This is a genomic window from Haloprofundus halobius, from assembly GCF_020097835.1.
GTDB classification, from domain to species: domain Archaea; phylum Halobacteriota; class Halobacteria; order Halobacteriales; family Haloferacaceae; genus Haloprofundus; species Haloprofundus halobius.
In genome coordinates, this window is sequence record NZ_CP083666.1 from 486,995 (window position 1) to 511,130 (window position 24,136).

Consider the following 24,136-nt stretch of genomic DNA (forward strand, 5'->3'; position numbering starts at 1 on the left):
AGATGACGCCCAGACGGTGGGTACTGCGGGTGTCGTGAACGGGACAACTCAGGTGTCGAGCGGGTAGGAGACGTGCACGGCTCGTGTGTCGACGACGGTCACCTCTCGGCCGTACGCTTGGAACGAAAACAGGCGGTCGGCGGACACGTCCTCCCTCGGCAGCCGGAACACGGCGTCGAGCGCGTCGGGGTCTATCCAGTTGTACAGCGGTTCGTCGACTTCGAGCGCGTTGCAGCCTTTGGCCTCGGCGACGGCGAAGACGACCGCTTCGCTCGTCGACTGACCGTCGTGTACCTCGTACCGGACCTCGGTCGTGATCGGTTCGTCGGCGTTCGAGGTCGAAACGTAGTCGGACTCACCGAGGGGACCGTTTGGCGGACCGTCGTGGTCCCCGGACGACTGGGTGATACCGGAGTCGTCGTCGGTTGGCGTCATCGTTGCACGACTGTTGGTGACGAGTCCGGTTGGGTTTGGCCGTTCACCCGTGAAGACCGTTATAACGACCTCCGAGAGATGCCTTCTACCACCCTATTACGCCGGTTTCGACTGGGCGCTGTCGGCGAGTCCAGTCGCTTCGATGAGTTTCGCTTGCCCGCGTCGGAGTCGCCCGGCGACGGCGCGCGGGGAGATGTCGAATCTCGCTGCGAGTTCGTCGAGTGTTATCCGGCGAGGTTCGTCGAAGTAGCCGGCGCGATACGCGACGGCCATCGCCTCGCGCTGTTCGGGCGTCATGTCGCCGAGCGGGTCGAGCCGTCGGTCCGTGGAGGCGGAGACGCGCGTGAGCGAGATGGGTATCTCGTTCTCGCGGCAGAACTGCGTGAACGCGGTCGCTCTGTCGCCGTCGGCGAACCGGACCGAGAAGTGCCACTCGACGGAGTTGGCCCGCGCCTCGAGGAGGGTTCCGTCGTTCTCCACGATACCGCGGAGCGTTCCGGCGGCCCCGTGGTTCCACCGCGCGCTGAGAAGCGCCCCGTCGTCCACTCGGTCGACGATGTTTATCTGGTCGATGGCCGGTTCGCACCGGGCCGACGACGCGAAGTGGTCCGACTCGCCGTTGAGCAGCCAGAAGAAGGGCATCACCGTGTCCCCCGTCGGGACGACTCTGTCGATTTCGATGCGTGTCTGCGGGTCGTCGCCGATCGAGCGCCCCAACGCGCAGTCCTGCGTCGGGATGGTGAACGTGACGTTGACACTCATACTCGTGGGGTGTACCTGCGAGTACATACTGCTGTCTGTTCTCTCTGGAATCTGACACTCTAATCGAGAGACCAAACTAGCGGTCAGGGTGACGATTGACGGGCTTCGACGCCGACTGCCGAACTATGAAAGCGGTGACGAAGGACGGCCGCGAGGTGGAGTGCGCCGAAGTTCGAGAACGCGACCACGGAGTGGTGCTCTACGACGGCGACGAACGACAGGTCGGATACGTCCCGTACGACGGGCTCGAACTCGTCGTGCGAACGCGCCTGCCCGTCAGTTCGAGCAGTCTGCGGAGCGTCGGTTACGACGAGGACACGGGCGCGCTCGAACTCGAATTCCACAGCGGCGGCGTCTATCAGTACGAGGATGTCGCCGAGGAGACGTACGAGGAACTCCTCCGCGCGTCCTCCCGCGGACGGTACTTCCACGACAACATCCGCGGCGAGTACGACTACCGCCGGATTCTGTAGCCAATCGAGTCGACTCTCGTCCCGCCGCTCGGCGGAACATTCGTGACGGTGGTCGTCGTAGTCATCGGCAGATGCACGTCTCGGTTTCGGTCGACGACAGGGAACCGTCGGCGCTCGTCTCGGCGGTTCGCACGCACGACGACGTCACGGAGGTGAACGTCTCGCGACTCGCTTCGGGCGACATCGTCGTCGGCGACGCTCGCGACGCCCGCGAAGCGCTGACCCGACCCGATGGGTCGTTCGACCCCGACGACGGGTCGATGCGCGTAGCGTTCGAGCGAAAGACGGTGCGCGACTACGCCAGTTCGATCTTTCGGCGCTCCGGCACCACGCTCGGCGAGCAGGTCGAGAGGATGAACGCCACCTACCCGCACTCGTACGTCCTGTTGGAGGGGAACTTCGCGGACGTGGAGGAGTTCGGCGACCGCGCGAGCGCGATTCGCGGGTCGATGGCCTCCATCACCGCCCGCGAAGCGACGCCGGTGATTCCGTGCGGGACGCAGCGACTGCTCGTCGACTTCGCGGTTCGACTCGGCCGCAAGCACCTCGAATCGCCGTCGACTCGCCCGCTCCGCGCCGGCGCCGTGCCGAACCGGAACGAACCGGTGACGAAGCGGATGTACGGCTGTATCGAGGGCGTCGGCCCGACGACGGCGGCGGCGCTGTACGACGCCTACCCGACGGTCGAAGCCGTCCTCTCGGCGACCGTCTCCGACCTCCAGCGAATCGAGGGCGTCGGCGAGATACGGGCGCGGGCCATCCACAAGGCGTTCCGGAGCCGCGAGTAGCCGTGCCCAGCGCGTCGCTCGACTCCCGCGACTCCCGGAGTCGATGCGGGAGACGCACGACGCGGAGCGACGCGAACGGTGGTGCTCTGTCATCAGGCGCCGCACGGCGTCCTCCGAATCGGCGGCCGTGACGTCGGCTGCGACCCGGTCGACGAGGTGATCGAAGCGCTCTCTCCCGACCTCTGTCTCCTCGGGCATTACCACCGCCACGCCGAAGGGTCGGTCGGCGGGACGCGAGTCGTCAGCCTCGCGCCCGTGTGGGAACGCTACTACTGGCTCGATCCCGAGACGCTGGCGTTGGATTCGTACGAGACGCCCAACTCGGACGCGCCCTGAGTCGAACGTCGAGTTCCGATTCCGTTCGCGGAGACAGTCTCTCGTCGACACCGGTCGGCGAACGACTTTGCCGCCCCCGTCCGTTCGCCGACACGTGTTCCGACGCACGCTGCTTCGCCGGGGCGGTACGGCGCTCGCCGGTCTCTGTGCCGGGATGAGAGACGCCGACATCGGCGGTGTCGACGCCGGCGATACCGAAGCCGTCGACGCTATCGACGCCGACCCCAGGGTCTCCGGCGACGCGCAGTCGACGTACCGGAACCCCGTCTACGACCGCGTCTTCGCGGACCCGGCGATCGTCCGCGACGACGACGGGACGTTCTACGCCTACGCGACGTACAACGACTGGGGCAGCGCTCGCCCGCGGCGGCTGATTCCGATACTCCGCTCCGATGACCTCGTGCACTGGGAGTACGTCGGCGAGGCACTCCGGCGGATTCCGGAGTGGCGCGGCTCCCGGAACTTCGGTCTCTGGGCACCGGACGTGCGGCGAATCGGCGGTCGGTACGTCCTCTACTACTCGCTCGTGCGTTTCGGCGACGACAACCCCGCCATCGGCGCCGCCGTCGCCGAGACGCCCGCCGGACCGTTCGAGGACCGCGGGAAGGTCCTCCAGAGCGACGGCATCGGGCTCCCGAACACCATCGACCCCTGTCCGCACGTCGCGGACGGCACGCCGTACCTCTTCTTCGGGAGCCACAGGGGAATCTACGGCGTCCACCTGACGCCGAACGGACTGTCCGTCGCGGGCGACCCGTTCCAGATTGCGGGCGACGGCGTCGAAGCGCCGTACGTCGTCCGGCGGAACGGTCGGTACTACCTCTTCGGCTCGCGCGGCACCTGCTGCGAGGGGGCGAAGAGCACCTACCACGTCGTTGTCGGCCGCGCCGAGTCGCTTCGGGGGCCGTACCGCAACCGCGACGGGGAGCGACTACTCGACGCGCCGGGGACGACGATTCTCCGCGGCGACGACGCCTTCGCGGCACCCGGCCACAACTCCGTCGTCGCCGCCGATAACGGCGACTGGTGGACGCTCTATCACGCGTACGAGCGGTCGAACCCGTGGGCGTGGTCCGGCGAGGTGCCCCGCCGGGTGCTGATGCTCGACCGACTCGCGTGGGAGAACGGGTGGCCGACGGTCCCGACGCAGACGCCGAGTCGCGTCGCGTCAGCGCCGACGGTTGGTCGGTGACGCCGGGGTCAGTCGCCGTCGTCGTCGCGCTACTGCGGAACCGACCCGACGAGGGCGTCGACCGCTTCGTCGACGCCCCGTTCGTCGATGCCGTTCGCGCGGGCGCGGTTCCGCTCCAGACACGTCTGTAGCGACGCCGTCACGTAGACGAGGCGGATGTCCGGAAGTTGTAGAAACCGCTCCTGCCACTCGCGCCGATAGAACGTTCCGTCGAGCAGCCAATCTCCGTCGGGGTACTCGGCGACGCGGTCGTACAGTCGCTCGTACGTCCGCCGCGAGAAGTCGTCCGAGTGAAGCACCTCGAACGGCGTGCCCGCCGCCGCAAGTCGTTCGGCGACCCGCGTCACGAGGGTCGTCTTGCCCGCTCCGGGCGGGCCGCAGACGAGGAGAATCGTGCCGCGTTCGGTAGGCGACGCTCGGTTACTTCATCCGCTTGCGGAGGCTGTCGAGCGTCAACAGCCCCTGTATCGCGTACGAGAGCTTTCTGCTCTTCCGCGCGATGGTGGCGGCACCCAACAACAGTCCCGCGCGCTTGGTGTTGCCGCGCTTCCACGCCAGCCCCGCCTGCGCGAGAAGCGAGAGGAGGTTGAGTCGGTCGAGCGTGCTTCCACCTTTCTTGCCGTCGGTCGGGGTTCCGTCTACCATACGACATGATACGACGCCCAGATACGTAAGTCACGGGGCGGGAGTGTCAGATTCGCACGACTCGTTACACCGTCTTCTCCTCGGCGAGCGCACCCCGGTTATGCGCTTCGATGCGGTCCGAGACCCAATCGACCGCCGGCGTCGCCGTCACGCCGTGGATGACGACGGAGATGAGGACGGTACAGCCGACGAGCGCCCACAGCCTCGGCGCGTCGGGGAACGCGGCGCTGTTCAGCGCGTACGCGAGGTAGTAGAACGACCCGATGCCGCGGATGCCGAAGAACGCGATGGCGGCGCGTTCACGCCAGTCGCGGCTGAAGCCGAGCAGGCCGACGACGCCAGCGATGGGGCGGACGAGGAGCACGATGACTAGCGCGACGGCGACATCGACGAGCGTGAGCGGGTCGAGTAGTCCCGTGACGAGCGCACCGCCGAACAGCACCATGACGAGCGTCATCAGCGCCTGTTCGCCCTTCTCGGCGACGCTGTGAAGCGTCTCGTTGTAGTCGTGGCGGCGTTCGACACCCCTGAGAATCAGCGCCGCGACGAAGACGGCGAGGAAGCCGTACCCGTTGACCAACTCGGTGAGACCGTAGGCGATGAGCGTGCCGCCGAGCGCTTCGAGTCCCTCGACACTCTGGGCGAGTCGCGTCTCGGCGGTGACGCGGAACACGAGCGCCGCGAGCAGGTAGCCGACGACGACACCGCCGAGCAGACCGACGACGATTCGGTAGAGTACGTCGACGGTGACCCAGTCGCCGACCCAGTTTCCGGGAGCGAGGCCCTTCGTCGCGAGGGCGATGGCGAGGTAGGTAAAGGGGAACGCGAAGCTGTCGTTGAGCCCCGCCTCGGAGGTGAGCGCGAACCGAACCTCGTCGGCTTTCCCCGGTTGCCCTTCGGCCATCTCGGCCTCGTCGCCCTCGCCGGGCGACTCGACCTGCACCTCAGACGCGAGAACGGGGTCGGTCGGCGCGATGACCGCCCCGAGTAGTGCCGCCGTCGGTATCGCGAAGCCGAGGACGCCGAACCCGAGCAACGCGGCGGCAGCGATCGACAGCGGCATCGTGACGGCGAGTAGTCGCCACGTCGACGCCCACCCGGCGAGAGTGGGGGCGCGGTCGAGTTTCAACCCCGCGCTCATCAGTGCGAGTATGACGCCGAGTTCGGCGATTTTCTCCGCGAGGGTGCCGTACTTCAGCGGATTCGGGTCCGGGAGACCGAGCGGTAGCGTGAATACGATCGCGCCCAACGCGACGTAGAACATCGGTAACGAGATCGGCCTCTCGGAGACGACTCTGGGGAGGACGGCGACGCCGAGCAGCGCAAGCCCGAGAACGGTGAGCGCGACGATGTACGGTTCGACAGCCATACGACGGTGTAGCGCAAGCACGTCGAAATAACTGGTCCACTCGGAGGTGTGCTCCGGTCGACTCCAAACCGGTCGGCCGGGATTGTGTCAGCCCTTACAATCTCACTGAAACTCCGAACGCTCGGCTCCGACCGGGTGTTCGACGCCGGTGAGCCGACGAATCATTTCATCGCTTCGATCAGAGATACCGACGGTACTCGCATTGGCTGCAGGAGAGCATGTCGGACTCCACTCGGAGCACACCACCGCAGTAAGCGCACTGCCCGGCGAGACGGCCGTCGACCGTCGTGACCGCTCGTCGTAACCAACTGACCTCCTCGCGGAGTCGGTCGAGTTCCGCCTGCTGGCGGTGTTCGGATCGACGAACGGTGAGCGTACGTCGCTGCCCCGCCCGCTCTCGTGGCGACCGCTGACCTGGCGTCATATGGTACCATACGTCGCAATCCGGCTTGAGTCTCTGTACACGCCCGATATCCTGACGTTCTGTGTCAGGACTACTCTCCACTCGCGTCCGTGTCCGTGTCCGTCTTCGCCTCCGTCTCCGGCGTCGACCCGAGCGCGTCTATCGTCGGCTCCGGCGTCACCGACTCGCCGTGGAGGAGTTCGGTGAAGGCGATACGAAGCAGTTGTAGCGACAGCACCAACACGAGGGGGCCGAGAAACAGCCCGTACCAGCCGAACAGCATCGTCCCCATGATGTACGAGAACATCACGAGCCCGGTGTGGATCTTCCGTCCGGAGATGTACGGCCGGAGGACGGTCTGCGGGAGGATGTCGAGGAGGAGAAACGAGACGACGAGGAGGCCGAGCGGGTAGATGACGAGGCTTCCGGGGGCCTGAAACGCCCGGACGAGAAGCGCGAGCACGAGCGGTACGTACACTAACTTTCCGACGACGATGGGGACGAGCGTCGCCAGTCCGGTGAGCAGCGCGAGCAGCGCCGCCACCGGGATCGTCACCGGGTCCGGCGCGACGAGGTTGTACGCGTAGTAGACGGCCGTCGCCAGCACTGCGACGACGAAGATGAGCAGGATGTTGCCGAAGTACAGCGTCTCCAGGTCCCTGTCGACAGCCGTCGCGTATCCGTACGCCGCGCTTCCGGGTTCGGCCACGTCCGAGCGGAACCAGTCGGCGACCTGGTCACCGTCGCGGAGCAGGAAATACCCAATGGCGAAGGAGAGCGAGAGGTGGAGAAGCCCGTTGGCCACGGCTCCAAGCACGCCGACACCGGTGGTGAGCATCCCCTGTATCTGTCCGCCGCGGACCGCGTCGACGACGCGACCCGGTTGGTCGAGAAGCGACTGTAACTGCGAGGGGTTCCGACTTCCCGGCAGATACCGCAACAGTGTCTCTATCTGCCCGCCGGTGACCGAACTGAGTTCGTTGAGTCCGACGACGGTGACGGCTCCGACGACGAGAAACAGCGGCAGTATCGTCAACAGCAGCGTCGAGATGGCCGCGACGCCGTCCGACGGCGTCAGCGTCCGAACGCGCCGGTATATCGGGCGCGTGCCGTAGTACGCGAACAGGCCGAGGACGAGCGTCCCGACGAACGAGTAGGCGACGAACGCCAGCGTCGCCGCGAGTGCGAGCGTGATCGCCCACCACCCGAGGGTGTTCCGCGAGAGAGACGTGTCCTTATCGGTGAACATACCGTAGGCTACGGTGTCGAACGTGAAACCCGTGGGGGTGAAGCGGTGCCGCCGCGCTACTGCCGCGCCACTACCGCGCCACCGACGCGCGACGCCTCGGCCCCTTCAGTCGCGCTCCTCGAAGTCGAGCGCGACCGAGTTGATGCAGAAGCGCTTTCCAGTTGGCTGGGGCCCGTCGGAGAACACGTGGCCGAGGTGACCGTCGCAGTTCGCACAGCGAACCTCGATGCGGCGCATCCCGTGGCTGTTGTCCTCCAACGTCGTTATCTTCTCCTCGTCGGCGGCGTAGAAATTCGGCCACCCGCAGGCGGAGTCGTACTTGGTCTCCGAGTCGAACATCACCTCGCCACAACCAGCGCACCGGTAGACGCCGTCGTCGTCGCGATCGACGTGTTCGCCGCTGAACCTCGGCTCAGTTCCGCTCTCTCGGAGGATGTGGTACTCCTCGTCTGTGAGTCGCTCGCGCCACTCGGCGTCCGATTTCGGGAGGTCGGACTGGTGTTCGCTCATGGCTCCGAGTAGGGGACGACGCCGGTTAGGGGTTCTGTTCGCGGGTCTCGGAGGTGCCGCAGGCTTCGACCCGCTCCAGCACGACACCCTTTGCGAACCCACCGCGCGCCTCGCGTTTCTCGCGCCGCATGCGTTCCAGTTCGTCGGCGGCGACGTCCAGTTCCTCCCGTATCGCGTCGACGACTTCGAGTACGTCGGCCAACTCTTCGGGGCCACCGCTGTCCCGCGGGTCGCTCCGCTCACCGCTCGACTCCTCCGAGACGCTCCGCGCCTCGCTCTCGCGGAACTCCTCGGCTTCTTCGACCAACTTCTCGGCGAGTCGTTTCCGGTACTCCTCGTCGTCGGCGACGTGTGTCACCGGTCGCTTGCCGCTGTCGCGGATTATCCCGGGGATGTCGTCGCGGACGAGTTTGTCGTACTCGCGGCTCACGGACTCGTTTCCGTCGTCGTCCGCCCGGTCGCCACTCATCGACTCACTCCGGGAACAGTTCCTCCTCGCGTTCGATGGACTCTATCTTCCGTACGTCCGCGTCGTCCAGTTCGAGGTCGGCGGCCGCGAGATTCGCCCGCATGTGTTCCTCCCCGCTGGCTTTCGGAATCGTGACGACGTTCTCCGTGCCCGCCAGCCACGCGATGCTCACTGCCGCCTCGTCGGTGTCGTGCTTCTCGGCGATCGCCGTGAGTTCGGGAATCTCGAACACCTTCCCGGCCGCCAGCGGCGAGTACGCGACGAGATAGTAATCGTGCGCCTGCGCGTGGTCGACGAGTTCAGACGAGAGAAACAGCGGATGCAGCTCGGTCTGGTGGGCGAACAGCGGCGCGTCCAGCAGGTCGCGCGCCTCGTCGAGTTCCTCGATGGAAAAGTTGCTCACGCCGACGTTTCGAATCCGGCCCGCGTCGGCGAGTTCGTCGAACGCGCCGAGCGTCCGCTCGGGGTCGTAGGCGTCGATGGGTCGGTGGACGTACAGCAGGTCCGCATACTCGACGTTCAGTCGCCGGAGACTCTCAGTCGCGCTCGACAGCACGTCGTCGTAGCCGAGTTTGTCGGCCCACACTTTCGTCGCGACGACGACGTCCTCGCGCGGTACGGAACTCCCGGCGAGCCCTCGGCCGACCGCGTCCTCGTTGTCGTAAATCTGGGCCGTATCGAGGTGTCGATACCCCCCGTCGAGCGCCGTCTGGACGCTCTCGACGCCCGACTCGCCGTCGAGCCCCATCGTTCCGAGGCCAACCGGTGGAAGCGTCGTCTCGCGGTCGCTCACGCGCCCGTACCCCCATCGAACGCGGAGGACTGCGGTGCCGGGTCGGTGACCGCCACGCCGTCGATATCGAGCAGTCCGGTGAGCGTCTCGATCTCGTACGTCGGTTCGACGTCGAGGAGATAGTCCGCGCGGTGTTCGCGACGGATGAACACCGAGTCGAGTCCGGCGTTGTGCGCGGCGAGCACGTCGGTGGCGCTGTCGCCGACGAACAGCGCGTTCTCGGCATCGAGATCCGCGAGGGCCTTGTCGACGTAGTGGGTGCTCGGTTTCTTTCGCGTCACGCTCTCGGGGATGGGTTCGCGGCCGTACGCCGTCTCGAACAGGTCCGTCACCCCGAAGTGCGAGAGCACGAAATCGACCGTCGCCTGCTGGTTCGAAGAGACGATGCCGAGCGGGTGGTCGAGCGAGCGCACGGTGTCGAAATCGTCGTACAGCGCCTTCCGACCGGCGCGGATTTCGTCCTGCTGTGCGCGGGAGGCGATGCGGTCGCGGGCGGCGAAGAACGTCTCGGGGTCGAAACCGTACGTGTCGGCGACGGTGGTCAGGCTCTCGGGCGTCACGCCGAACGTCATCGCGTCTACGTGGTCTTCGCGGGGGTCGTCGACGCCGCAGTCGGCGAATGCCTCGCGCGCCGCGCGTTCGAGCACGGTGAACTCGACGAGACTCACTAACACCCCGTCGTTGTCGAAGATGATTGCGTCGTACACTATCGTGAACTGACGACCGAGATGTCAAAAATCATCCGCCGTTCGAGCGGTGTCGACGTACCGCCCCCGAACTCACCGACAAACGAATCTTTTAGCGCCTCGCGGCCAACCGTTTTCGCGATGGCGAAGTCCACAACGGTCGGTATCGACTGGGAGGGACGATGACCCGCACCGTCTGTATCGTCGGTGCGGGTGCCGCGGGCGTCGGCGCGGCGTACGCGCTCGGAGACGCCGATGTAGACGTGACGATTCTGGAGAAGAGCCGCGGGGTCTGCGGACGGGCGGCGACGCGCCGCCGGAACGGCTGTCGGTACGACCACGGCGCGAACTACCTGAAAGACGCCGACGAGCGCACCGTCGAGCTCGTCGAAGACCTCGGTGGCGACGGACTCGTCGCCTTCGACGACCCGGTGTGGACGTTCGACGCTGACGGACGGGTGTCGGAATCCGACCGCGACCCGGAGACGAAGTACACGTGGGAAGACGGCGTCACGCAACTCGCCAAGCGTCTGCTCGCGCGGGCCGAGACGGAAGTGCGCCGGGAGACGCGCGTCGAGCGCATCCAGCGCGGCAGCGGCCGCGAACACGTCGACGAGGACGCCAACGGCGACCGATGGTACCTGGTCGACACCGACGGCGGGTCGCACGGTCCCTTCGACGCGGTCGTACTGACACCGCCCGCCCCGCAGACCGCTGGACTCCTCGCGGAGACGAAGTGGCACAGCGAACATCTCCCGGCGCTGCGCGAAGCCGTCGGGGCGGTGCGCTACCGGACGATTCACTCGGTGATGCTCCATTATCCATTCGAGGTGGACGTCCCCTACTACGCGCTCGTCAACACGGACAGCGAGCACGATATCGGGTGGCTCTCGCGCGAGGAGTGCAAACGCGGGCACGTCCCCGACGGCGAGAGTCTCCTCGTGGTACAGATGGCCCCGCACTGGTCCGAGCAGCACTACGACGACCCGCTTTCGGAGACGGCCGACGCCGTCGCCGCGAAGGTGGCGGAGTTGATGGACGACGACCGACTCACCGAGTTCGACTGGACCGACGACCAGGGCTGGCGCTACGCGCAACCGAACTCGGGCGCGAACGAGGAGATTCTCCGCCGCGGCGAGTCGGATGGGCTGTTCTTCGCGGGCGACTGGGTCGCCGGCGAGGGCCGCGTCCATCTGGCGCTGTGGAACGGCGTCGGGGTGGGTGAGCGGATCGGGGAGTCGCTCTGAGCGCTCCGCCGACTACTCGCTTCCGACCCCTTCGTGTATCTTCTCGCCGCGCTGTAACCGCGAGGCGATGGTGAACGTCTGCTCGCGCTCGCGGCGCGTCGGGAAGTGCGCCGCCAGGTAGCGCGCGACGGCGACGACGAGCGTCCGGACCTCCTCGGGTGAGCCCTCCCGCTCGTCAATCTGTGCGAATCCGGCTTCGAGCGCCTGGTACGTGTGGAACCCGGCGTCCTCGCGGAGTAGTGCCTCGCCGAGTCGCTCTCGGAGCGTCGACAACTCGCCGCCGGCGTCGAGGTAGTGCGCCGCGGCGCGACCGGCGTCGTTCACCTCGCCCTCCATCTCGAACGTCATCCGGAGGTCGCCCAGCAGTTCGTCGGGGTCGGCGCTCTCGGCCCCGCGCTCGGGAATCGGCGCGGCGGGCGTGTTGAGGAATCGGTCGAGGTAGACGTTGACCGCCGCGTCGAACACGCCTCTGTACAGTTCCGGCGCGTCGGTGCGCTGGCTCGCCTGATGGACCGCGTTCGCGTACGTGAACGTGTGGTGGACGGTGTTCCAGTCGGAGAACTCGTTGGCCGTCGAGAACTGCGCGACGCGCGTCGCGGCGGCGTAGGCGACCGCCCGGGCGAGTTGCTCGACGGTCGCGCCCGCTCGAATCGCGTCTTCGAGCGATGAGACGACGCGTTCGGGGTCGTCGTCGCGGAGCGTCTCGGTGAACCCGTCGGGTTCGGTCCACTCCTTCCCGTCGCCTTCGGCGCGTAGGTCGTCCAATCGGGCAAACGAATCGTCGAGCATCCCCGCGAGATCGACGGGCTGGCGCCACGAGGAACGCTCCTCGCTGCGCGCGGCGGTGGCGAGGCCGTCGACCAGACTCGGGAGGAGGTGCTCGGCGTGGTCCCACCCGATGTGGTCGAGCGACTCGCACGCTTTGTTGACGAAGTCCATCGTGTGCCCCGTGTCGAGATAGCGGTGGTCGGTCGCCGCCGAGACGAGGATATCGGTCAGCTCCGCCTGCGTCGCGCCGGCGGCGATAGCCGTCCGGAGACAGCGCTCCGCGCCGTCGGCGTCGCGAACCTCGATGCAGTCGCGGAACCACGACTTCAGCCGCGAATGCGGCAGGTCGCGCGCCTCGAACGACTCCTGGTCGAACTTCGGCGGTTGGTTCGCGCAGTCGGCGGCGACGTGGACGAGTCCCTGATACAGCGCGCGCTTCTCGTCCTCGTCACGAAGCGCCGGAAGCACGTTCGCCATCGCCGCGAGAATGGTCAGTCCGGAACTCCACCCGCCCTCACGGTAGCGCGTGCCGAACAGGACGCCCGTCTCTACCTGTTCGCTCGGGTCGACGCCCGCGTCGACGAGGCTGATTGCGGATTTCGCGAGGACGAGTCGGAGATTCTGTTCGAGACCGTCCTCGAGACGGTTCGCCCAGTGGTCGGCGGGCGGGTCGTCGCGCGTCGGCCGCGGGTCGACGTACACTGTTCCGTCGCGCAGTTCGACGGGGTAGCTCTCGACGTCGTCGGCCCACGGGTCGAACGTGTCGCCGCAGGAGAGTTCGAACCGGGCGTGGTGCCAGTGGCAGGTGAGGATACCGTCCTCGACGCTGCCCTCGGTCAAAGGAAAGCCCATGTGCGGGCATCGGTTGTCGACGGCGCGGACTTCGCCCTCGTGGTGGAACAACGCGATTGCCCGCCCCTGCACGTTCACGAGTTTTCGGCCCGCATCGGCCAGTTCACCTTCGCTTCCGACTTCGACGAGTTCGGACCCGGCGTCCGGCGTGTCGGTACTCATGAGAGACGGTGACGTGTACCAGACACAAAACCGTTCGCTGGAGCGGATTTTTGCAATCGTTCTGTCACGACCCGAACGACGCGAGACGTACCGAGACGTGCGATAGCGTGCCGCAGACTGGTTCGGTACCCGAGACAGTTCGGCGACGCGATGATTTATATGGCAGCACGCGTAGTTCCTATAACCGTGTCGCTCACCCTCCGCATCGATCCCCACGTCCACTCCGAGGCGTCGTACGACGGGACCGACCCGGTCGACCTCATCCTGGAGCAGGCGGCCGAAATCGGTCTCGACGCGGTGGTCGTCACCGACCACGACGCCATCGAGGAGTCGCTTCGCGCGGCCGAACTCGCGCCGCTGTACGGCCTCGTCGGTATCCCCGGCGTCGAAGTCTCCACCGCCGAAGGTCACCTGCTGGCCATCGGCGTCGAGGAGATGCCGCCGAAGCGACGGCCCTACGGCGAGACCGTCGAGTGGGTCCACGACCACGGCGGCGTCGCCATCGTCCCGCACCCGTTCCAGCGGAGTCGCCACGGCGTCAAACGACGGGTGCTCGACGCGCTCGTCTCCGACGACGCGAACGCCGCCGATGCGGGTGAACCCGCCGATTCGGACGTACTCGCCACCGATACCGACGGCGGGTCCGCGAATGGCGCGAACGAATCCTCGTCGGATGCGGGCGGGCCCGACGGCGGCGACGAGAACTCCGAGGCCGCCGACGTGGCCGCCTCCCGCGCGCCGGACGCGGTCGAGGTGTACAACTCGTGGCTGTTCACCGGCTACAAGAACCGCCGCGCGCGGCGGTTCGCGGACGCACACGGCTACCCCGGTGTCGCCGCCAGCGACGCGCACTCGCTGTCGCTCGTCGGGCGAGCGTACACCGAACTCACGATTCCGGACGCGACGCGCGCAGACCTCGACGCGTCGCTGATTCTCGACGCCGTTCGCGGCGGCGCGACGGAGGTACAGGGTCGGCGGACGCCGATTCCCATTTCTGCGCGTCACTACGCCATCGGCGCGGCCAGACAGAGCGGCTACTACGCGAAACTCGGCGCGCTCCGGAGCGGAAAGGCGGCGAAAGCCGGCGCGTTGCTGAGCGGCAAGGCCGCCGTGACCAGCGCGGTGCTCGGCGGACGGGCGGCGAAGACGAGCGCCGCGCTCGGACGGCGGTACGCCGTTCTCGGCGCGATGCGCGGCGCGCGCCTCCTCTCGAATCTCTCGCCGCTGTCGCGCTCGTTGTAGGGGGCGTTCGTCGCGCACCGAGCGCTCATCGACGCCGCCGCTGGACGAGCGAACCGAGGCACTCGTCGCCGCGCCGGACACACTCGGCCCCGAAGTGCTGGACGCGCTCGTCGCCGACCGCGGTCGGCGTCTCTCACCTCCGAGTACCTCGGGTACGAGGTGACAGTCGGCACCGACGGGCTCGCGGTCATCCGGTGAGCACGAACGGCGGACTCACGACTCTATCTTCTCGACGATCTTCTTCGCCTCGTCGCGCGCCGTCTCTTCGCCCGCCTGTTTCTTGATGAGCACGCTCTCGACTTCCCAGTCGTCGCTGTTCTCGCGTTTGCCGGTCCGGACCTCGCTGCCCTCCGAGACCGACTGTGCGGCGTCGGCGGCCCAGTCGGGCGTCCGAATCGTCTCGAACTCGTCGGGGTCGCGAAAGCGAACGTGGTAGTAGTCGTCGCCCGCTTCGACGGTCTGAACGTCGGGTGCGTCGGCCATCGGAGTGGGTACTACGACCAGCGGGGTAAAAGGGAGGCCTGAATCTACGTGTGACGGACCCGCCGCTCGCCGTTCCGGTGTGAGTGCGAAAAAACGTCCGTGATGCGGGCTCTCAGTCGGAGGCGACGAGGCGGCGCTTGCCGACCGTCTCACCGAGTTCGAGCACGTCGTCGAAGAAGCCGAGCGAGTCGTTCGGGCCGGGGTTCGCCTCGGGGTGGTACTGACGCGTGATGACGTTCAGTTCCTCGCTCGCCAACCCCTCTGCGGTGTCGTCGTTGACGTTGACCTGCGTCACGTCGAGGTTGCCGGGGTCGGCGACGGTGTAGCCGTGGTTCTGCGTCGTCATCACGACCTTTCCGCTGTCGAGGTCGCGGACCGGTTGGTTGACACCGCGGTGGCCGAACGCCATCTTCTCGGTGTCGCCGCCGAGCGCACGGGCGACGATCTGCTGGCCGAGGCAGATACCGGCGACGGCGACGTCGTCGTCCTCGACGAACGCCTCGACGAGCGACTGGGCGTTCGAGAAGTTCGCCGGGTCGCCCGGACCGTTCGAGACGAACAGCACGTCCGGGTCGATGTCCGCGACGGTGCTCTCGGAGACGTCGTACGGGAGGACGTGGACGTCCGCGCCGCGTTCGCGCAGCGAGGAGACGATGGAGCCCTTCGCCCCGCAGTCGACGAGCGCGACGGTCGGGCCGTCACCCTCGTAGTGGCGCGCTTCGGGGACCGTCACCTGCGAGCCGATGTCGGTGTGCTCGCTCATCCCGTTGCACTTCGCCAGTTCCTCGCGGGCGTCTTCGGGCGTTACGTCGTCGCCGACGGCGATGCCGCACTTCATCGCTCCCTCCTCGCGAACCGTGGTGACGAGTTCGCGCGTGTCGAGGTGGTCGATGGCGGGGACGCCCTCGGCGGTGAGCCACGTCGCTACGTCGTCGGTGAACTCCCGAGCGAGCGCCGCGCGCGGGTGAACGCGAGAGGACTCGAATCGCTCCCGCCGGACGCCGTAGTTTCCGATGAGGGGGTACGAAAAGGTGAGCACCTGTTCCTCGTACGAGGGGTCGGTGAGGCTCTCTTCGTATCCTGTGTAGGCGGTCGTGAACACCAGTTCTCCGCGGGCGCGTCCTGGTGCACGTCCACGTCCTTCGACGACGCGTCCGTCAGCCAGCGCGATGTAGGCGTCCGACATTACGAGAAACACATGAGACCCGGGGTAATAAGTGCTTCTTTCGTAGCGAAGTTACGAATTTCGTAATCGGTATAACCCCCGCGGTACACGTCGGTGTATGGACGACCTGGACCGCCGCATCCTGAACGTCCTCCGACGGGACGCACGGACGCCCTACACGGAGATCGCCGAGCGAGTCGGAACGTCCGAGGGGACGATTCGAAACCGCGTCGAGCGGATGACCACCGAGGGCGTCATCGAACGCTTCACCGTCTCGACCCGAACGGGCAACATCAAGGCGATGGTCGAGATTTCGGTCGAGATGAACGTCAACACGAGCGAAGTTTCGGAACGGCTCGCCGACTGGGAGACCGTCGACTTCGTCTGGCAGGTCTCCGGCGAGGAGGACATCGTCCTCATCGTCGACGCCGCGGACACGCGCGCGGTTAACGACCTCATCACGCGAGCGCGCGAGATGGAGCAGATAAAGAGCACGAAGACGCGACTCATCCTCGACGAGCGCCTCGGCCAAGCGTAACGGCCCCTAACGTTTTCGCGGTCGCTGACGTATCCCCGAGCGAACTGCATGCCGTCCTCACAGGACCCTTCCCCGGATACGTCGACGACCGCGACCCGACCCGGCGACCGACGCGACCGCGCGGACGGAGGGACGCGTAGCGACGGTGGGGAGCCGAACGGAGTGAGGCGAATCTCATCACGAGCGAAGCGAAGTGATGGTGGCCACCCCACTCACAGCGACCGGACGCTCGTCCTCCATCCGGACAGCGGCAACGGCAACCACGCCCACGATGTCCGTCGCTTGGCGACCGAACACGGGTTTTCGATTCGCGAAACGGAGGCCGCGGGCGACGCGATTCGCTTCGCCAGAGACGCCGTCGAGAGCGGCGCGGAGTTCGTCGCCGCCGCCGGAGGGGACGGCACGCTCAACGAGGTCATCGAGGGTATCCGACGCGCCGACGGCTTCGAGCGGGTCACCTTCGGCGTCGTCCCGTGCGGGACGGGCAACAACTTCGCGACGAACGTCGGCATCGAGGGAATCGAACACGCCTTCGAGCTGTTCGAGTCGGGCGAACGCCGGCGAATCGACCTCGGTATCGTCGAGTGGGGCGGCGACGAACCGCCGTGGGCGACGGAGTCGAAAGAACCCTCCGAAGCCCGCGGAGAGGTGGTCGAGAGCGGCGAGACCGGCAAAGACAGCGGCACTCGGGCGTTCCTCAACTCCTGCGTCGGCGGCTTCACCGCCGAGGCGAGCGACAAAACCTCCTCGGATCTGAAAGAGCGACTCGGCGTCGTCGCCTACGTCGTCAACACGCTTCACGTGATGACCGAGTTCGACGGGATACGGATGCACATCGACACCCACGGCCGGACGGAGCCGTGGTCGGGCGACGCCGTCTCGGTGCTCGTCGGCAACGGTCGACGGTTCCCCGTCGAGGGCCGGACGCAGGCGGACATGGAAGACGGACAGTTGGACGTCACCGTCGTCGAGGAGCGTCCGACGGTCGACCTGGTGGGACAGGCCGCCGCATCCCGGCTGTTCGGCCGCGACACCGAACACATCGACCGGTTCAAGACGCCCGCGATGCACCTCGACGTGCTCTCGGGGGAGGCGCTGCGGTTCAGTCTGGACGGCGAGATGATTGAGACGGCGGCGCTGACGATAGAGACGCTCGAAGACGTCGTTGAGCTGCCGGTCGGCGACGCCTACGAACCGGACCCCGACGACTGAGCGTCGGCGCGGCGTCGAGGGCGGTACTGCTCGTCGGCGCTCAGTCGTCGCTTTGTCCGCCGCTCACGGTCGGTGCGGGGTCGAGCCACTTCTTTCGGGTGTGGATTCGAGTGTACGCCTCGTCGAGCAGTTTGTCGATCGGACTCAGTTTCACCACCGGGTTCACGCGCCCGTCGCGGATGGCGTCGGCGACCGACTCTGGCGAGAGGTCGGACGCGTCGATCTCGGTGTACGCCCGGCCGATTTCGATGGGGTAGTGCGCGTCGCTGCCGCCGACGAGTGGGAGGTCGAGTTCCTCGGCGAGCCGTCGCGTCCGCGCGATGTGTTCGGGGTTCTTCCCGTTGAGTTCGACCGCGTCGAACTCGGCACCGGAGTCGCGCGCGGAGCTGTTCCGGAACGGATGCGCCAGAATCGTCGCACAGCCGCGGTCGTGCGCGAGGTCGACCAGTTCGCCCGGCGTGAGCGCGTTCGACTCGGTCCGACTCGGCGGGTTCGGTCCGACGACGAGGACGTGTCCCTCTGTCGTCGTCACCTCGTTGCCGGGTATCGTCGGAAAATCGCCCTCCGCGGAGTACGCGTAGTCGTGGTTCGTCACGGCGAAGCCGTCGAGCCCTCGGAGTCGGGCGAATAGTGCGTGGAGCTTCAACCCGAGCGGGTCGTATCTGGTCGCGCGTCCGCGCCACCCGTGGAAAAACCGACTGTGTGAGTGCAAGTCGACGGAGAACACACTGTATAACGTCGCTACAAACTCTTTGTTCTTCCCCCGAACTCGACCGCTCGTCGTCGTTTGGTGTCTCGTCTGGGGTGTGCCCCGCCTTCGACGACGCCCGAGACGTGTCGCTCACCTCGGCCGTCGCATCGAAGAGTCCTTGACCCCCGTCGCAGATGAATCAGATATGAGCACGAATTCGAGCGGCACGGGGTCCGCAGAGACCACGGCCGACGGTGCCGAGGTCCACAAGAACGCCCGCCAGAACGTCGTCGCCGTCGACGAGAACGACGAGAAACGGGAGGTCGTCAACCGACTCACCGCCCACACCGGCGACGGTATCCGCCACCGGGCGTTCACCGCGCTCGTCTTCGACCACCAGGGCCGCATCCTCCTCGGCCAGCGCGCCCCCACGAAGCGTCTCTGGGACACTCACTGGGACGGCACCGTCGCCTCTCACCCCGAGGACGGCCAGAGCCAAGAGGACGCCACTCGCCAGCGTCTCGAAGAGGAACTCGGCATCACGCCCGACCAGTACTCTGATCTCCGCGTGACGGACAAGTTCGAGTACAAGCGATACTACCCATCTGTCTCCGGCGCGGATGGCGTCGAGTGGGAGGTCTGTTCGGTGCTGAAGGTGACGCTCGACGACGTCTCGCTCGACCCCGACGAGGACGAGATCGCCGGCCTGCTCTGGGTCGATTACGAGCACCTCCACGACCACCCCGACTGGTACCGCCAACTGCGGCTCTGCCCGTGGTTCGAAATCGCGATGCGCCGCGACCTCGACTGAGCGGGCGATGGCGTCGACGCCGCCGACTCCGCCTTCGAGGCCCCCACCGCGACTGCTTCTGGCGGCGACGGCCCGGAAGGCCATCTTCTCACACGCCCGCGAGGGCCTCCGCGCAGACGACGGTCCCCGTGAGGTGTGCGGCGTACTGGTCGGCGAGCGAACCGGCGGCCGCGCCGACGGCGGAAGCGACGAGGGTGACGGCAACGCCGACGGCGCTCCGGACCGCGTGACCGACGTCCGCCGGGTGCCGAACGTCGCCGCCGACCCGCGGACGAGGTACGAACTCGACCCGGAGGTAACGCTCTCGGCTATCGAATCAGTCGAAGCCGCGGGCGACGACGTGGTCGGCTTCTACCACTCTCACCCCGAGAGCCGGGCGCGACCCAGCGCGACCGACCGCCGCGAGGCGACGTGGGAGGGGTACGTCTACCTTGTCGTCTCGCCTGCGCGCGACGAGCTCGGCGCGTGGCGCTGGACCGGCGAGCGGTTCGAAGCGCTCGACGTCGAGAGCGCACAGCCGTGATGGCCGATCCGATTCGGTCGACTCGACCGCGACGATTCGACAATACCTATCCACGCGTGCGACTAAGCACCGCCAAATGACCCTCGACCCCGAGTTGTACGACTCGCTGGACGGACAGGTGGCGCTCGTCACGGGCGCGAACCGCGGTATCGGCCGGGAGATCGCCGCCCGTCTGACCGACCTCGGCGCGACGGTGTACGCCGGTGTCCGAAGCGTCAGCCACGATATCCCCGACGACCAGCGCCGCGTCCTGTTGGACGTGACGCAGGAGGGCGACGTCCACGAGGCGATGGCGACCATCGACGACGACGAGGGACGACTCGATATCCTCGTGAACAACGCCGGAATCATCGGTTCGAGCGAGTCGCTCTCGGCGTCGCGGACGCCCGAACTCGACCGGACGCTCGCGACGAACCTCCGCGGACCGATGCTCGTCACGAAGTACGCGCTGCCTGCGCTCACCGCCGACCCCGGCGGCCGCGTCGTCAACCTCTCCTCGGGGATGGGTGCAATCGGCGAACCGCAGTCCGGCGGGTCGGCGGCGTACCGAATCTCGAAGACGGGACTGAACGGCCTGACGGCCTATCTACACGGTGAGTACGGGGACGACGGACTCCTCGCGAACTCGGTCTGTCCCGGCTGGGTCCGGACCGACATGGGCGGCGAGAACGCGAGTCGACCGGTCGAGAAAGGCGCGGAGACGCCGGCGTGGCTCTGCCGGTTCCGGCCCGAGAGCCCCGCCGGGAGGTTCTGGCGCGACAAGGAAGTCATCGACTGGTAGAGAACACCGTGAAATCAGCGAGTGAAACCTACTCCGACAGAAACTCCTTCAACAACTCGCTGACCCGTACTGGCTCCTCGTGCTGGACCCAGTGAGTCGCGTCGTCGCACATCACCAACCGGCCGTTCTCGCACATGTCGACGCTCTCGCGCGCCATCGACTTCTTGAGGAACTGGTCCTTCGCGCCCCAGATGACGAGTGTCGGGGATTTGACGTGGCCGTTTTCGGGTCTGGGTTGCGAGCGCGCGACGGCGCGGTACCAGTTTACCATGCCGGTGAACGCACCGGGCTGTGACCACGCCTGTCGGTAGCGCTCGAAGTCCGACGGCGAGAACGTCCCGGGTTCGCTCGTCCGCCGCATCGTCCGGACGAGCAGTCGGAAATCACCGGCCTTCGACAGCCGTTCTGGCACCAGCGGCAGCTGGAAGATGCCCATGTACCAACTCCGGAGCTTCTGTCCGACGCTCCGTTTGAGCGTCCGGCGGAACACCGTCGGGTGCGGGACGTTGAGGATGCCGAGGTGGTCGACTCGCTCGGGGTGGTGAAGCGCCACCCACCACGCGACGCCTGCTCCCCAGTCGTGGCCGACGATGGCGGCGGTGTCGCGGCCGAGTTCGTCGAGGATGCCGACGACGTCTGCGGCAAGTTCGTCGATGTGGTACGCCGAGAGGTCGTCGGGTTTGTCGCTGAGGTTGTAACCGCGCTGGTCCGGGACGACGACGCGGTAGCCGGCGTTCGCGAGCGGTCGAATCTGGTCGCACCAGCCGTACCAGAACTCGGGGAAGCCGTGGAGCAAGACGACGAGCGGGCCGTCCTCCGGGCCGGCCTGAATCGTGTGTAGCCGAACGCCGTTGGTCTCGACGTAGACGGAGTCGCCGGGAACGTCGGTCACGGGTGCGGTCTCCGTGTCCGTGTCTGTGTCGCTCGCCATCCTTACTCCATCGGGGCGATGTCGTCGGTCAACCAGCAGCCGTCGTGTTCACCGCCGCGCTGTCGCGAGAGTCGGAACTCGTACCGAACCTCCTCGCCGTCGGGGGCGACGACGACGACTTCCTGTCTGGCCGTGTCGCCGCTGACCTCGACGGGCGTCGTCGCCGCCCGGTCGTGGTCGAGAAGCGGTCGGTAGATGTCGCTTCGCGCCGCTCGAGTGAACCGGTCGAGCGACCCGGCGGTCTGCCGCCGCTTCGCGGAGGCGAACGCGTACGTCGTCTCGATGCCGCTGTCGAGATACGGTTCGTCGTTGCGTCGGAGGCTCTCTAACTGGAGTTCGACGACCTCTTCGGGGGATAATCTCGGTGTCGGTTGTGGCAGTCCGTGGCGTCGATACTGCTCGTTCATGGACCACGTACGCTGTACGTCTCCAAATAGCTGCTTGCCGCGTGAACTCGGGTTACTCGCCGCGCGTGGCTGCAGTCATCGACCACACCGCCGTCAGCCCCAAGATGACCGCCGGAACCAGCGGGAGTGCGAGCATCGTGGCGAAAAACGAGAGACCGAGTTCGCCCGGTGCGCTTGGGACGAGGTAGATGAAACCGGGGACGACGAGAAACGAGAGGACGACGGCGGCGACGAGCGTCCACCCACGGTCGCCGAAGCCCGTCGGCTCTGGCTCCGGGTTCGGGTTCGACTCTCCGTCCGGGCGGTGGACGTATCCACCATCAGACTTCGTCTGATGAACTCGCGACTCGTCGGCGTCGCGACTGCCGGCCGTCTCCTCGTCGCTACTCGTACTCACTATCGGGTATTACGACCACCTTGCCAAAGCCCTCACGGTTCTCTATAATCTCGTGGGCGCGCTCGGCTTCACTCATCGGCAGCGTCTCGCGGATGCGCGGTTCGAAGGTGCCGTCCCAGACGAGTTCGAGCACGTCGTCGACCTGTCCGGGCGTCGCCATCGTCGACCCGATGACCGACAGTTGGTTCCAGAAGATGCGGTTCAGCCCCGCATCGGGGTTCCCGCCGGTGGTCGCCCCGCAGGTGACGATTCGACCGCCCTTCGCGAGGCTCTTCAGCGAGTCGTCGTACGTCGCCTCGCCGACGTGGTCGACGACCATGTCGACGCCGCGTTTTCCGGTGAGTTCCCGAATCTCGGCGGCGAAATCGTCCTCCTCGTAGTTGATGACGTGGTCGGCGCCGCAGTCTTTCGCGTACTCCAACTTCTCCTCGCTCGAGGCGGTGGCGTACACCTCCGCGCCCGCGTAGTCGGCGATTTGGACGGCGGCGTGGCCGACCCCGCCGGACGCGCCGAGGACGAGCACCTTCTCACCCGCCTGCAACTCTCCGCGGTCGATGAGCATCCGCCACGCCGTCTGGAAGACGAGCGACGCCGACCCAGCGACCTCCCAGTCGACGTGGTCGGGGACGGGAACGAGGTTCTGCTCGGGGACGGCGGCCTTCTCGGCGTGGACGCCGCGGACGTGTTCGCCGATGATGTGGAAGCGGACGCAGCGCGCGACGTCGCCGTCGCGGCAGAACTCGCATTGGCCGCACCAGACGCCCGCGCTGACGGCGACGTGGTCGCCCTCCTCGAACCGAGTGACGTCCTCGCCGACGGCCTCGACGACGCCCGCCGCGTCGCTCCCGGGGATGTGCGGCATCTCCAGGTCGATGCCGGGCATCCCCTTGCGCGTCCAGATATCGAGGTGGTTCAACGCGCCCGCCTTGATGTCGACGAGCACCTCGTCAGCGTCTGGTTCGGGGTCGGAGAAGTCGCCGTACTCGATGACGTCGCGGTCGCCGTGCGCCGAGAACTGGACGGCCTTCATGCTGGGATTCAGCATCCGGCGCGTCAAAACTGTGTGTCTTCGTCGGGGGATTTGCCGCTTGTTCATCGTTTATCAAACATACCCGCCGTCGAACGCCGCGTCGTCTCCCCGTTCGCCGACTTGTCGCCCGAATTTTTGGTGTCGCCGTGCGAATCGTCGGTATGGACGACGACGGAAGTCACGACGATCACCGACACGAGACCGGAACCGATAGCCATCGTCCCGAGAGCGGGGCCGACGACCTTCGACACAGCCACGACCGCGAAATCGTCACCGACGGGACGCACGACCACCACCACCACGACGTCGAGTCGCTCGGCTTCGCCGTCGTCACCGTCTCCTCGTCGCGCTCGCTCGACGACGACCCGGCGGGCGACGCCGTCGCCGCCGCGTTCGAGGCGGAGGGCCACGAACTCGCGACCCGCGAACTCGTCGCAGACGAGTACGACGGCGTCCAGGGCGCTGTCAACCGACTCGTCGGCCGCGACGACACCGACGTGGTCGTCACGACCGGCGGGACCGGCGTCACGCCCGACGACGTGACCGTCGAGGCCGTCGAACCGATTCTGGGGAAGGAACTGCCCGGCTTCGGCGAACTGTTTCGAAGCCTGTCGTACGACGAGATCGGAACCCGCGTCGTCGGCACCCGTGCCACCGCGGGGGTCACCGACGGCGTACCGGTGTTCTGCCTCCCGGGGAGCGAGAACGCCGCCCGACTCGGCGCGGAGGAGATCATCGTCCCCGAGGCGGGCCACCTCGCCGGGTTAGCGAAACGCGAGGAGTAAC

Annotated in this window: 31 protein-coding genes; 12 read left to right on the top strand and 19 right to left on the bottom strand. The window is 66.9% G+C overall.

Annotated features, from left to right (window positions below; all coding sequences use genetic code 11):
* Positions 1 to 48 precede the first annotated feature (48 nt).
* Positions 49 to 435 carry a HalOD1 output domain-containing protein gene (locus LAQ74_RS02565; RefSeq protein WP_224334700.1) on the bottom strand — a complete coding sequence of 129 codons (387 nt, stop codon included), beginning with the start codon at positions 433 to 435 and terminating at the stop codon, positions 49 to 51.
* 96 nt (positions 436 to 531) lie between these two features.
* Positions 532 to 1,197 (bottom strand): helix-turn-helix domain-containing protein, encoded by a 666-nt coding sequence (locus LAQ74_RS02570; RefSeq protein ID WP_224334703.1) that lies wholly within the window; start codon positions 1,195 to 1,197, stop codon positions 532 to 534.
* A gap of 125 nt (positions 1,198 to 1,322) precedes the next feature.
* Between LAQ74_RS02570 and LAQ74_RS02575 the strand changes: the two genes are divergently transcribed.
* From LAQ74_RS02575 to LAQ74_RS02590, 4 genes are all read left to right on the top strand, one after another.
* A complete protein-coding gene (locus LAQ74_RS02575) occupies positions 1,323 to 1,670 on the top strand; it encodes a KTSC domain-containing protein (RefSeq protein WP_224334704.1) in 348 nt (115 codons plus the stop codon).
* 71 nt (positions 1,671 to 1,741) lie between these two features.
* Positions 1,742 to 2,458 (top strand): ERCC4 domain-containing protein, encoded by a 717-nt coding sequence (locus tag LAQ74_RS02580; RefSeq protein ID WP_224334705.1) that lies wholly within the window; start codon positions 1,742 to 1,744, stop codon positions 2,456 to 2,458.
* An 81-nt stretch (positions 2,459 to 2,539) separates the two neighbouring features.
* Positions 2,540 to 2,794: a metallophosphoesterase family protein gene (locus LAQ74_RS02585; RefSeq protein ID WP_224334706.1), complete on the top strand. Its 255-nt coding sequence runs from the start codon at positions 2,540 to 2,542 to the stop codon at positions 2,792 to 2,794.
* A 94-nt stretch (positions 2,795 to 2,888) separates the two neighbouring features.
* Positions 2,889 to 3,986, top strand: a complete 1,098-nt coding sequence (locus tag LAQ74_RS02590) for a family 43 glycosylhydrolase (RefSeq protein WP_224334707.1) — start codon at positions 2,889 to 2,891, stop codon at positions 3,984 to 3,986.
* Between the two features lie 29 nt (positions 3,987 to 4,015).
* Here the strand turns inward: LAQ74_RS02590 and LAQ74_RS02595 are convergent, their stop codons facing one another.
* The 9 genes from LAQ74_RS02595 to LAQ74_RS02635 form a co-directional block, all read right to left on the bottom strand.
* The gene (locus LAQ74_RS02595; protein WP_224337351.1) at positions 4,016 to 4,378 is read right to left on the bottom strand and encodes an AAA family ATPase; all 363 of its coding nucleotides are present in this window, start codon (positions 4,376 to 4,378) and stop codon (positions 4,016 to 4,018) included.
* A gap of 28 nt (positions 4,379 to 4,406) precedes the next feature.
* Positions 4,407 to 4,631 carry a hypothetical protein gene (locus LAQ74_RS02600; RefSeq protein ID WP_224334708.1) on the bottom strand — a complete coding sequence of 75 codons (225 nt, stop codon included), beginning with the start codon at positions 4,629 to 4,631 and terminating at the stop codon, positions 4,407 to 4,409.
* A gap of 64 nt (positions 4,632 to 4,695) precedes the next feature.
* Positions 4,696 to 6,000, bottom strand: coding sequence for a cation:proton antiporter (locus tag LAQ74_RS02605; RefSeq protein WP_224334709.1), 1,305 nt, complete (start codon positions 5,998 to 6,000; stop codon positions 4,696 to 4,698).
* Between the two features lie 178 nt (positions 6,001 to 6,178).
* A complete protein-coding gene (locus LAQ74_RS02610; RefSeq protein ID WP_224334710.1) occupies positions 6,179 to 6,424 on the bottom strand; it encodes a hypothetical protein in 246 nt (81 codons plus the stop codon).
* A gap of 70 nt (positions 6,425 to 6,494) precedes the next feature.
* Positions 6,495 to 7,652 carry an AI-2E family transporter gene (locus LAQ74_RS02615; RefSeq protein WP_224334711.1) on the bottom strand — a complete coding sequence of 386 codons (1,158 nt, stop codon included), beginning with the start codon at positions 7,650 to 7,652 and terminating at the stop codon, positions 6,495 to 6,497.
* A 105-nt stretch (positions 7,653 to 7,757) separates the two neighbouring features.
* Positions 7,758 to 8,162 (bottom strand): peptide-methionine (R)-S-oxide reductase MsrB, encoded by a 405-nt coding sequence (gene msrB / locus LAQ74_RS02620; protein WP_224334712.1) that lies wholly within the window; start codon positions 8,160 to 8,162, stop codon positions 7,758 to 7,760.
* A 25-nt stretch (positions 8,163 to 8,187) separates the two neighbouring features.
* Positions 8,188 to 8,592 carry a nucleoside triphosphate pyrophosphohydrolase gene (locus tag LAQ74_RS02625; RefSeq protein WP_224337353.1) on the bottom strand — a complete coding sequence of 135 codons (405 nt, stop codon included), beginning with the start codon at positions 8,590 to 8,592 and terminating at the stop codon, positions 8,188 to 8,190.
* A gap of 43 nt (positions 8,593 to 8,635) precedes the next feature.
* Positions 8,636 to 9,424, bottom strand: coding sequence for an aldo/keto reductase (locus LAQ74_RS02630; protein ID WP_255647729.1), 789 nt, complete (start codon positions 9,422 to 9,424; stop codon positions 8,636 to 8,638).
* Complete coding sequence (locus tag LAQ74_RS02635; protein WP_224337357.1) at positions 9,421 to 10,134, bottom strand: HAD family hydrolase; 714 nt, start codon at positions 10,132 to 10,134, stop codon at positions 9,421 to 9,423. The genes LAQ74_RS02630 and LAQ74_RS02635 overlap by 4 nt, the downstream gene beginning before the upstream one ends.
* Before the next feature lie 158 nt (positions 10,135 to 10,292).
* On the opposite strand from LAQ74_RS02635, the gene LAQ74_RS02640 reads away from it, so the two are divergent.
* A complete protein-coding gene (locus LAQ74_RS02640) occupies positions 10,293 to 11,357 on the top strand; it encodes an NAD(P)/FAD-dependent oxidoreductase (protein WP_224334720.1) in 1,065 nt (354 codons plus the stop codon).
* A 12-nt stretch (positions 11,358 to 11,369) separates the two neighbouring features.
* Here LAQ74_RS02640 and LAQ74_RS02645 read toward each other — a convergent pair whose 3' ends face one another.
* Positions 11,370 to 13,139: a Rieske (2Fe-2S) protein gene (locus LAQ74_RS02645; RefSeq protein ID WP_224334728.1), complete on the bottom strand. Its 1,770-nt coding sequence runs from the start codon at positions 13,137 to 13,139 to the stop codon at positions 11,370 to 11,372.
* A gap of 159 nt (positions 13,140 to 13,298) precedes the next feature.
* Here LAQ74_RS02645 and LAQ74_RS02650 point away from each other — a divergent pair, with 159 nt between their 5' ends.
* Positions 13,299 to 14,381, top strand: a complete 1,083-nt coding sequence (locus LAQ74_RS02650) for a PHP-associated domain-containing protein (RefSeq protein ID WP_425498504.1) — start codon at positions 13,299 to 13,301, stop codon at positions 14,379 to 14,381.
* Between the two features lie 213 nt (positions 14,382 to 14,594).
* Here LAQ74_RS02650 and LAQ74_RS02655 read toward each other — a convergent pair whose 3' ends face one another.
* The gene (locus LAQ74_RS02655) at positions 14,595 to 14,864 is read right to left on the bottom strand and encodes a hypothetical protein (protein WP_224334732.1); all 270 of its coding nucleotides are present in this window, start codon (positions 14,862 to 14,864) and stop codon (positions 14,595 to 14,597) included.
* A 112-nt stretch (positions 14,865 to 14,976) separates the two neighbouring features.
* Entirely contained in the window at positions 14,977 to 16,050 is a 1,074-nt protein-coding gene (gene carA / locus LAQ74_RS02660) for a glutamine-hydrolyzing carbamoyl-phosphate synthase small subunit (protein WP_224334734.1), read from the bottom strand.
* A gap of 97 nt (positions 16,051 to 16,147) precedes the next feature.
* Between carA and LAQ74_RS02665 the strand changes: the two genes are divergently transcribed.
* Positions 16,148 to 16,567, top strand: a complete 420-nt coding sequence (locus tag LAQ74_RS02665; protein ID WP_224334736.1) for an Lrp/AsnC family transcriptional regulator — start codon at positions 16,148 to 16,150, stop codon at positions 16,565 to 16,567.
* 48 nt (positions 16,568 to 16,615) lie between these two features.
* Complete coding sequence (locus tag LAQ74_RS02670; protein ID WP_224334738.1) at positions 16,616 to 17,779, top strand: diacylglycerol/lipid kinase family protein; 1,164 nt, start codon at positions 16,616 to 16,618, stop codon at positions 17,777 to 17,779.
* Between the two features lie 40 nt (positions 17,780 to 17,819).
* Here LAQ74_RS02670 and LAQ74_RS02675 read toward each other — a convergent pair whose 3' ends face one another.
* Positions 17,820 to 18,506 (bottom strand): PHP-associated domain-containing protein, encoded by a 687-nt coding sequence (locus LAQ74_RS02675; protein WP_224334740.1) that lies wholly within the window; start codon positions 18,504 to 18,506, stop codon positions 17,820 to 17,822.
* 169 nt (positions 18,507 to 18,675) lie between these two features.
* Between LAQ74_RS02675 and LAQ74_RS02680 the strand changes: the two genes are divergently transcribed.
* From LAQ74_RS02680 to LAQ74_RS02690, 3 genes are all read left to right on the top strand, one after another.
* A complete protein-coding gene (locus tag LAQ74_RS02680) occupies positions 18,676 to 19,281 on the top strand; it encodes an NUDIX hydrolase (protein WP_224334742.1) in 606 nt (201 codons plus the stop codon).
* Positions 19,282 to 19,288: 7 nt separating this feature from the next.
* Positions 19,289 to 19,804, top strand: coding sequence for a desampylase (locus LAQ74_RS02685; protein WP_224334744.1), 516 nt, complete (start codon positions 19,289 to 19,291; stop codon positions 19,802 to 19,804).
* Between the two features lie 76 nt (positions 19,805 to 19,880).
* On the top strand, positions 19,881 to 20,585 hold the full coding sequence (locus LAQ74_RS02690) for an SDR family NAD(P)-dependent oxidoreductase (RefSeq protein ID WP_224334746.1): 705 nt from the start codon (positions 19,881 to 19,883) through the stop codon (positions 20,583 to 20,585).
* 28 nt (positions 20,586 to 20,613) lie between these two features.
* Here the strand turns inward: LAQ74_RS02690 and LAQ74_RS02695 are convergent, their stop codons facing one another.
* The 4 genes from LAQ74_RS02695 to LAQ74_RS02710 are packed head-to-tail and all read right to left on the bottom strand — an operon-like array spanning position 20,614 to position 23,350.
* On the bottom strand, positions 20,614 to 21,516 hold the full coding sequence (locus tag LAQ74_RS02695) for an alpha/beta fold hydrolase (protein WP_224334748.1): 903 nt from the start codon (positions 21,514 to 21,516) through the stop codon (positions 20,614 to 20,616).
* A gap of 2 nt (positions 21,517 to 21,518) precedes the next feature.
* Positions 21,519 to 21,923, bottom strand: coding sequence for a DUF4864 domain-containing protein (locus tag LAQ74_RS02700; protein WP_224334749.1), 405 nt, complete (start codon positions 21,921 to 21,923; stop codon positions 21,519 to 21,521).
* Positions 21,924 to 21,975: 52 nt separating this feature from the next.
* The gene (locus tag LAQ74_RS02705) at positions 21,976 to 22,320 is read right to left on the bottom strand and encodes a DUF7977 family protein (protein WP_224334751.1); all 345 of its coding nucleotides are present in this window, start codon (positions 22,318 to 22,320) and stop codon (positions 21,976 to 21,978) included.
* Positions 22,307 to 23,350, bottom strand: coding sequence for a zinc-binding dehydrogenase (locus tag LAQ74_RS02710; RefSeq protein WP_224334753.1), 1,044 nt, complete (start codon positions 23,348 to 23,350; stop codon positions 22,307 to 22,309). The genes LAQ74_RS02705 and LAQ74_RS02710 overlap by 14 nt, the downstream gene beginning before the upstream one ends.
* 161 nt (positions 23,351 to 23,511) lie before the next feature.
* Between LAQ74_RS02710 and LAQ74_RS02715 the strand changes: the two genes are divergently transcribed.
* Entirely contained in the window at positions 23,512 to 24,135 is a 624-nt protein-coding gene (locus LAQ74_RS02715; protein WP_224334755.1) for a MogA/MoaB family molybdenum cofactor biosynthesis protein, read from the top strand.
* Position 24,136: the final 1 nt, after the last annotated feature.

What these genes read in the sequence shown, in the direction of transcription:
- LAQ74_RS02565 (WP_224334700.1), bottom strand. Translation starts at nt 435, where the DNA reads ATGACGCCAACCGACGACGACTCCGGTATCACCCAGTCGTCCGGGGAC.
- LAQ74_RS02570 (WP_224334703.1), bottom strand. Translation starts at nt 1,197, where the DNA reads ATGAGTGTCAACGTCACGTTCACCATCCCGACGCAGGACTGCGCGTTG.
- LAQ74_RS02575 (WP_224334704.1), top strand. Translation starts at nt 1,323, where the DNA reads ATGAAAGCGGTGACGAAGGACGGCCGCGAGGTGGAGTGCGCCGAAGTT.
- LAQ74_RS02580 (WP_224334705.1), top strand. Translation starts at nt 1,742, where the DNA reads ATGCACGTCTCGGTTTCGGTCGACGACAGGGAACCGTCGGCGCTCGTC.
- LAQ74_RS02600 (WP_224334708.1), bottom strand. Translation starts at nt 4,631, where the DNA reads ATGGTAGACGGAACCCCGACCGACGGCAAGAAAGGTGGAAGCACGCTC.
- LAQ74_RS02605 (WP_224334709.1), bottom strand. Translation starts at nt 6,000, where the DNA reads ATGGCTGTCGAACCGTACATCGTCGCGCTCACCGTTCTCGGGCTTGCG.
- LAQ74_RS02610 (WP_224334710.1), bottom strand. Translation starts at nt 6,424, where the DNA reads ATGACGCCAGGTCAGCGGTCGCCACGAGAGCGGGCGGGGCAGCGACGT.
- LAQ74_RS02615 (WP_224334711.1), bottom strand. Translation starts at nt 7,652, where the DNA reads ATGTTCACCGATAAGGACACGTCTCTCTCGCGGAACACCCTCGGGTGG.
- msrB (WP_224334712.1), bottom strand. Translation starts at nt 8,162, where the DNA reads ATGAGCGAACACCAGTCCGACCTCCCGAAATCGGACGCCGAGTGGCGC.
- LAQ74_RS02640 (WP_224334720.1), top strand. Translation starts at nt 10,293, where the DNA reads ATGACCCGCACCGTCTGTATCGTCGGTGCGGGTGCCGCGGGCGTCGGC.
- LAQ74_RS02645 (WP_224334728.1), bottom strand. Translation starts at nt 13,139, where the DNA reads ATGAGTACCGACACGCCGGACGCCGGGTCCGAACTCGTCGAAGTCGGA.
- LAQ74_RS02650 (WP_425498504.1), top strand. Translation starts at nt 13,299, where the DNA reads ATGGCAGCACGCGTAGTTCCTATAACCGTGTCGCTCACCCTCCGCATC.
- LAQ74_RS02655 (WP_224334732.1), bottom strand. Translation starts at nt 14,864, where the DNA reads ATGGCCGACGCACCCGACGTTCAGACCGTCGAAGCGGGCGACGACTAC.
- carA (WP_224334734.1), bottom strand. Translation starts at nt 16,050, where the DNA reads ATGTCGGACGCCTACATCGCGCTGGCTGACGGACGCGTCGTCGAAGGA.
- LAQ74_RS02665 (WP_224334736.1), top strand. Translation starts at nt 16,148, where the DNA reads ATGGACGACCTGGACCGCCGCATCCTGAACGTCCTCCGACGGGACGCA.
- LAQ74_RS02670 (WP_224334738.1), top strand. Translation starts at nt 16,616, where the DNA reads ATGCCGTCCTCACAGGACCCTTCCCCGGATACGTCGACGACCGCGACC.
- LAQ74_RS02680 (WP_224334742.1), top strand. Translation starts at nt 18,676, where the DNA reads ATGAGCACGAATTCGAGCGGCACGGGGTCCGCAGAGACCACGGCCGAC.
- LAQ74_RS02685 (WP_224334744.1), top strand. Translation starts at nt 19,289, where the DNA reads ATGGCGTCGACGCCGCCGACTCCGCCTTCGAGGCCCCCACCGCGACTG.
- LAQ74_RS02690 (WP_224334746.1), top strand. Translation starts at nt 19,881, where the DNA reads ATGACCCTCGACCCCGAGTTGTACGACTCGCTGGACGGACAGGTGGCG.
- LAQ74_RS02695 (WP_224334748.1), bottom strand. Translation starts at nt 21,516, where the DNA reads ATGGCGAGCGACACAGACACGGACACGGAGACCGCACCCGTGACCGAC.
- LAQ74_RS02700 (WP_224334749.1), bottom strand. Translation starts at nt 21,923, where the DNA reads ATGAACGAGCAGTATCGACGCCACGGACTGCCACAACCGACACCGAGA.
- LAQ74_RS02710 (WP_224334753.1), bottom strand. Translation starts at nt 23,350, where the DNA reads ATGAAGGCCGTCCAGTTCTCGGCGCACGGCGACCGCGACGTCATCGAG.
- LAQ74_RS02715 (WP_224334755.1), top strand. Translation starts at nt 23,512, where the DNA reads ATGGACGACGACGGAAGTCACGACGATCACCGACACGAGACCGGAACC.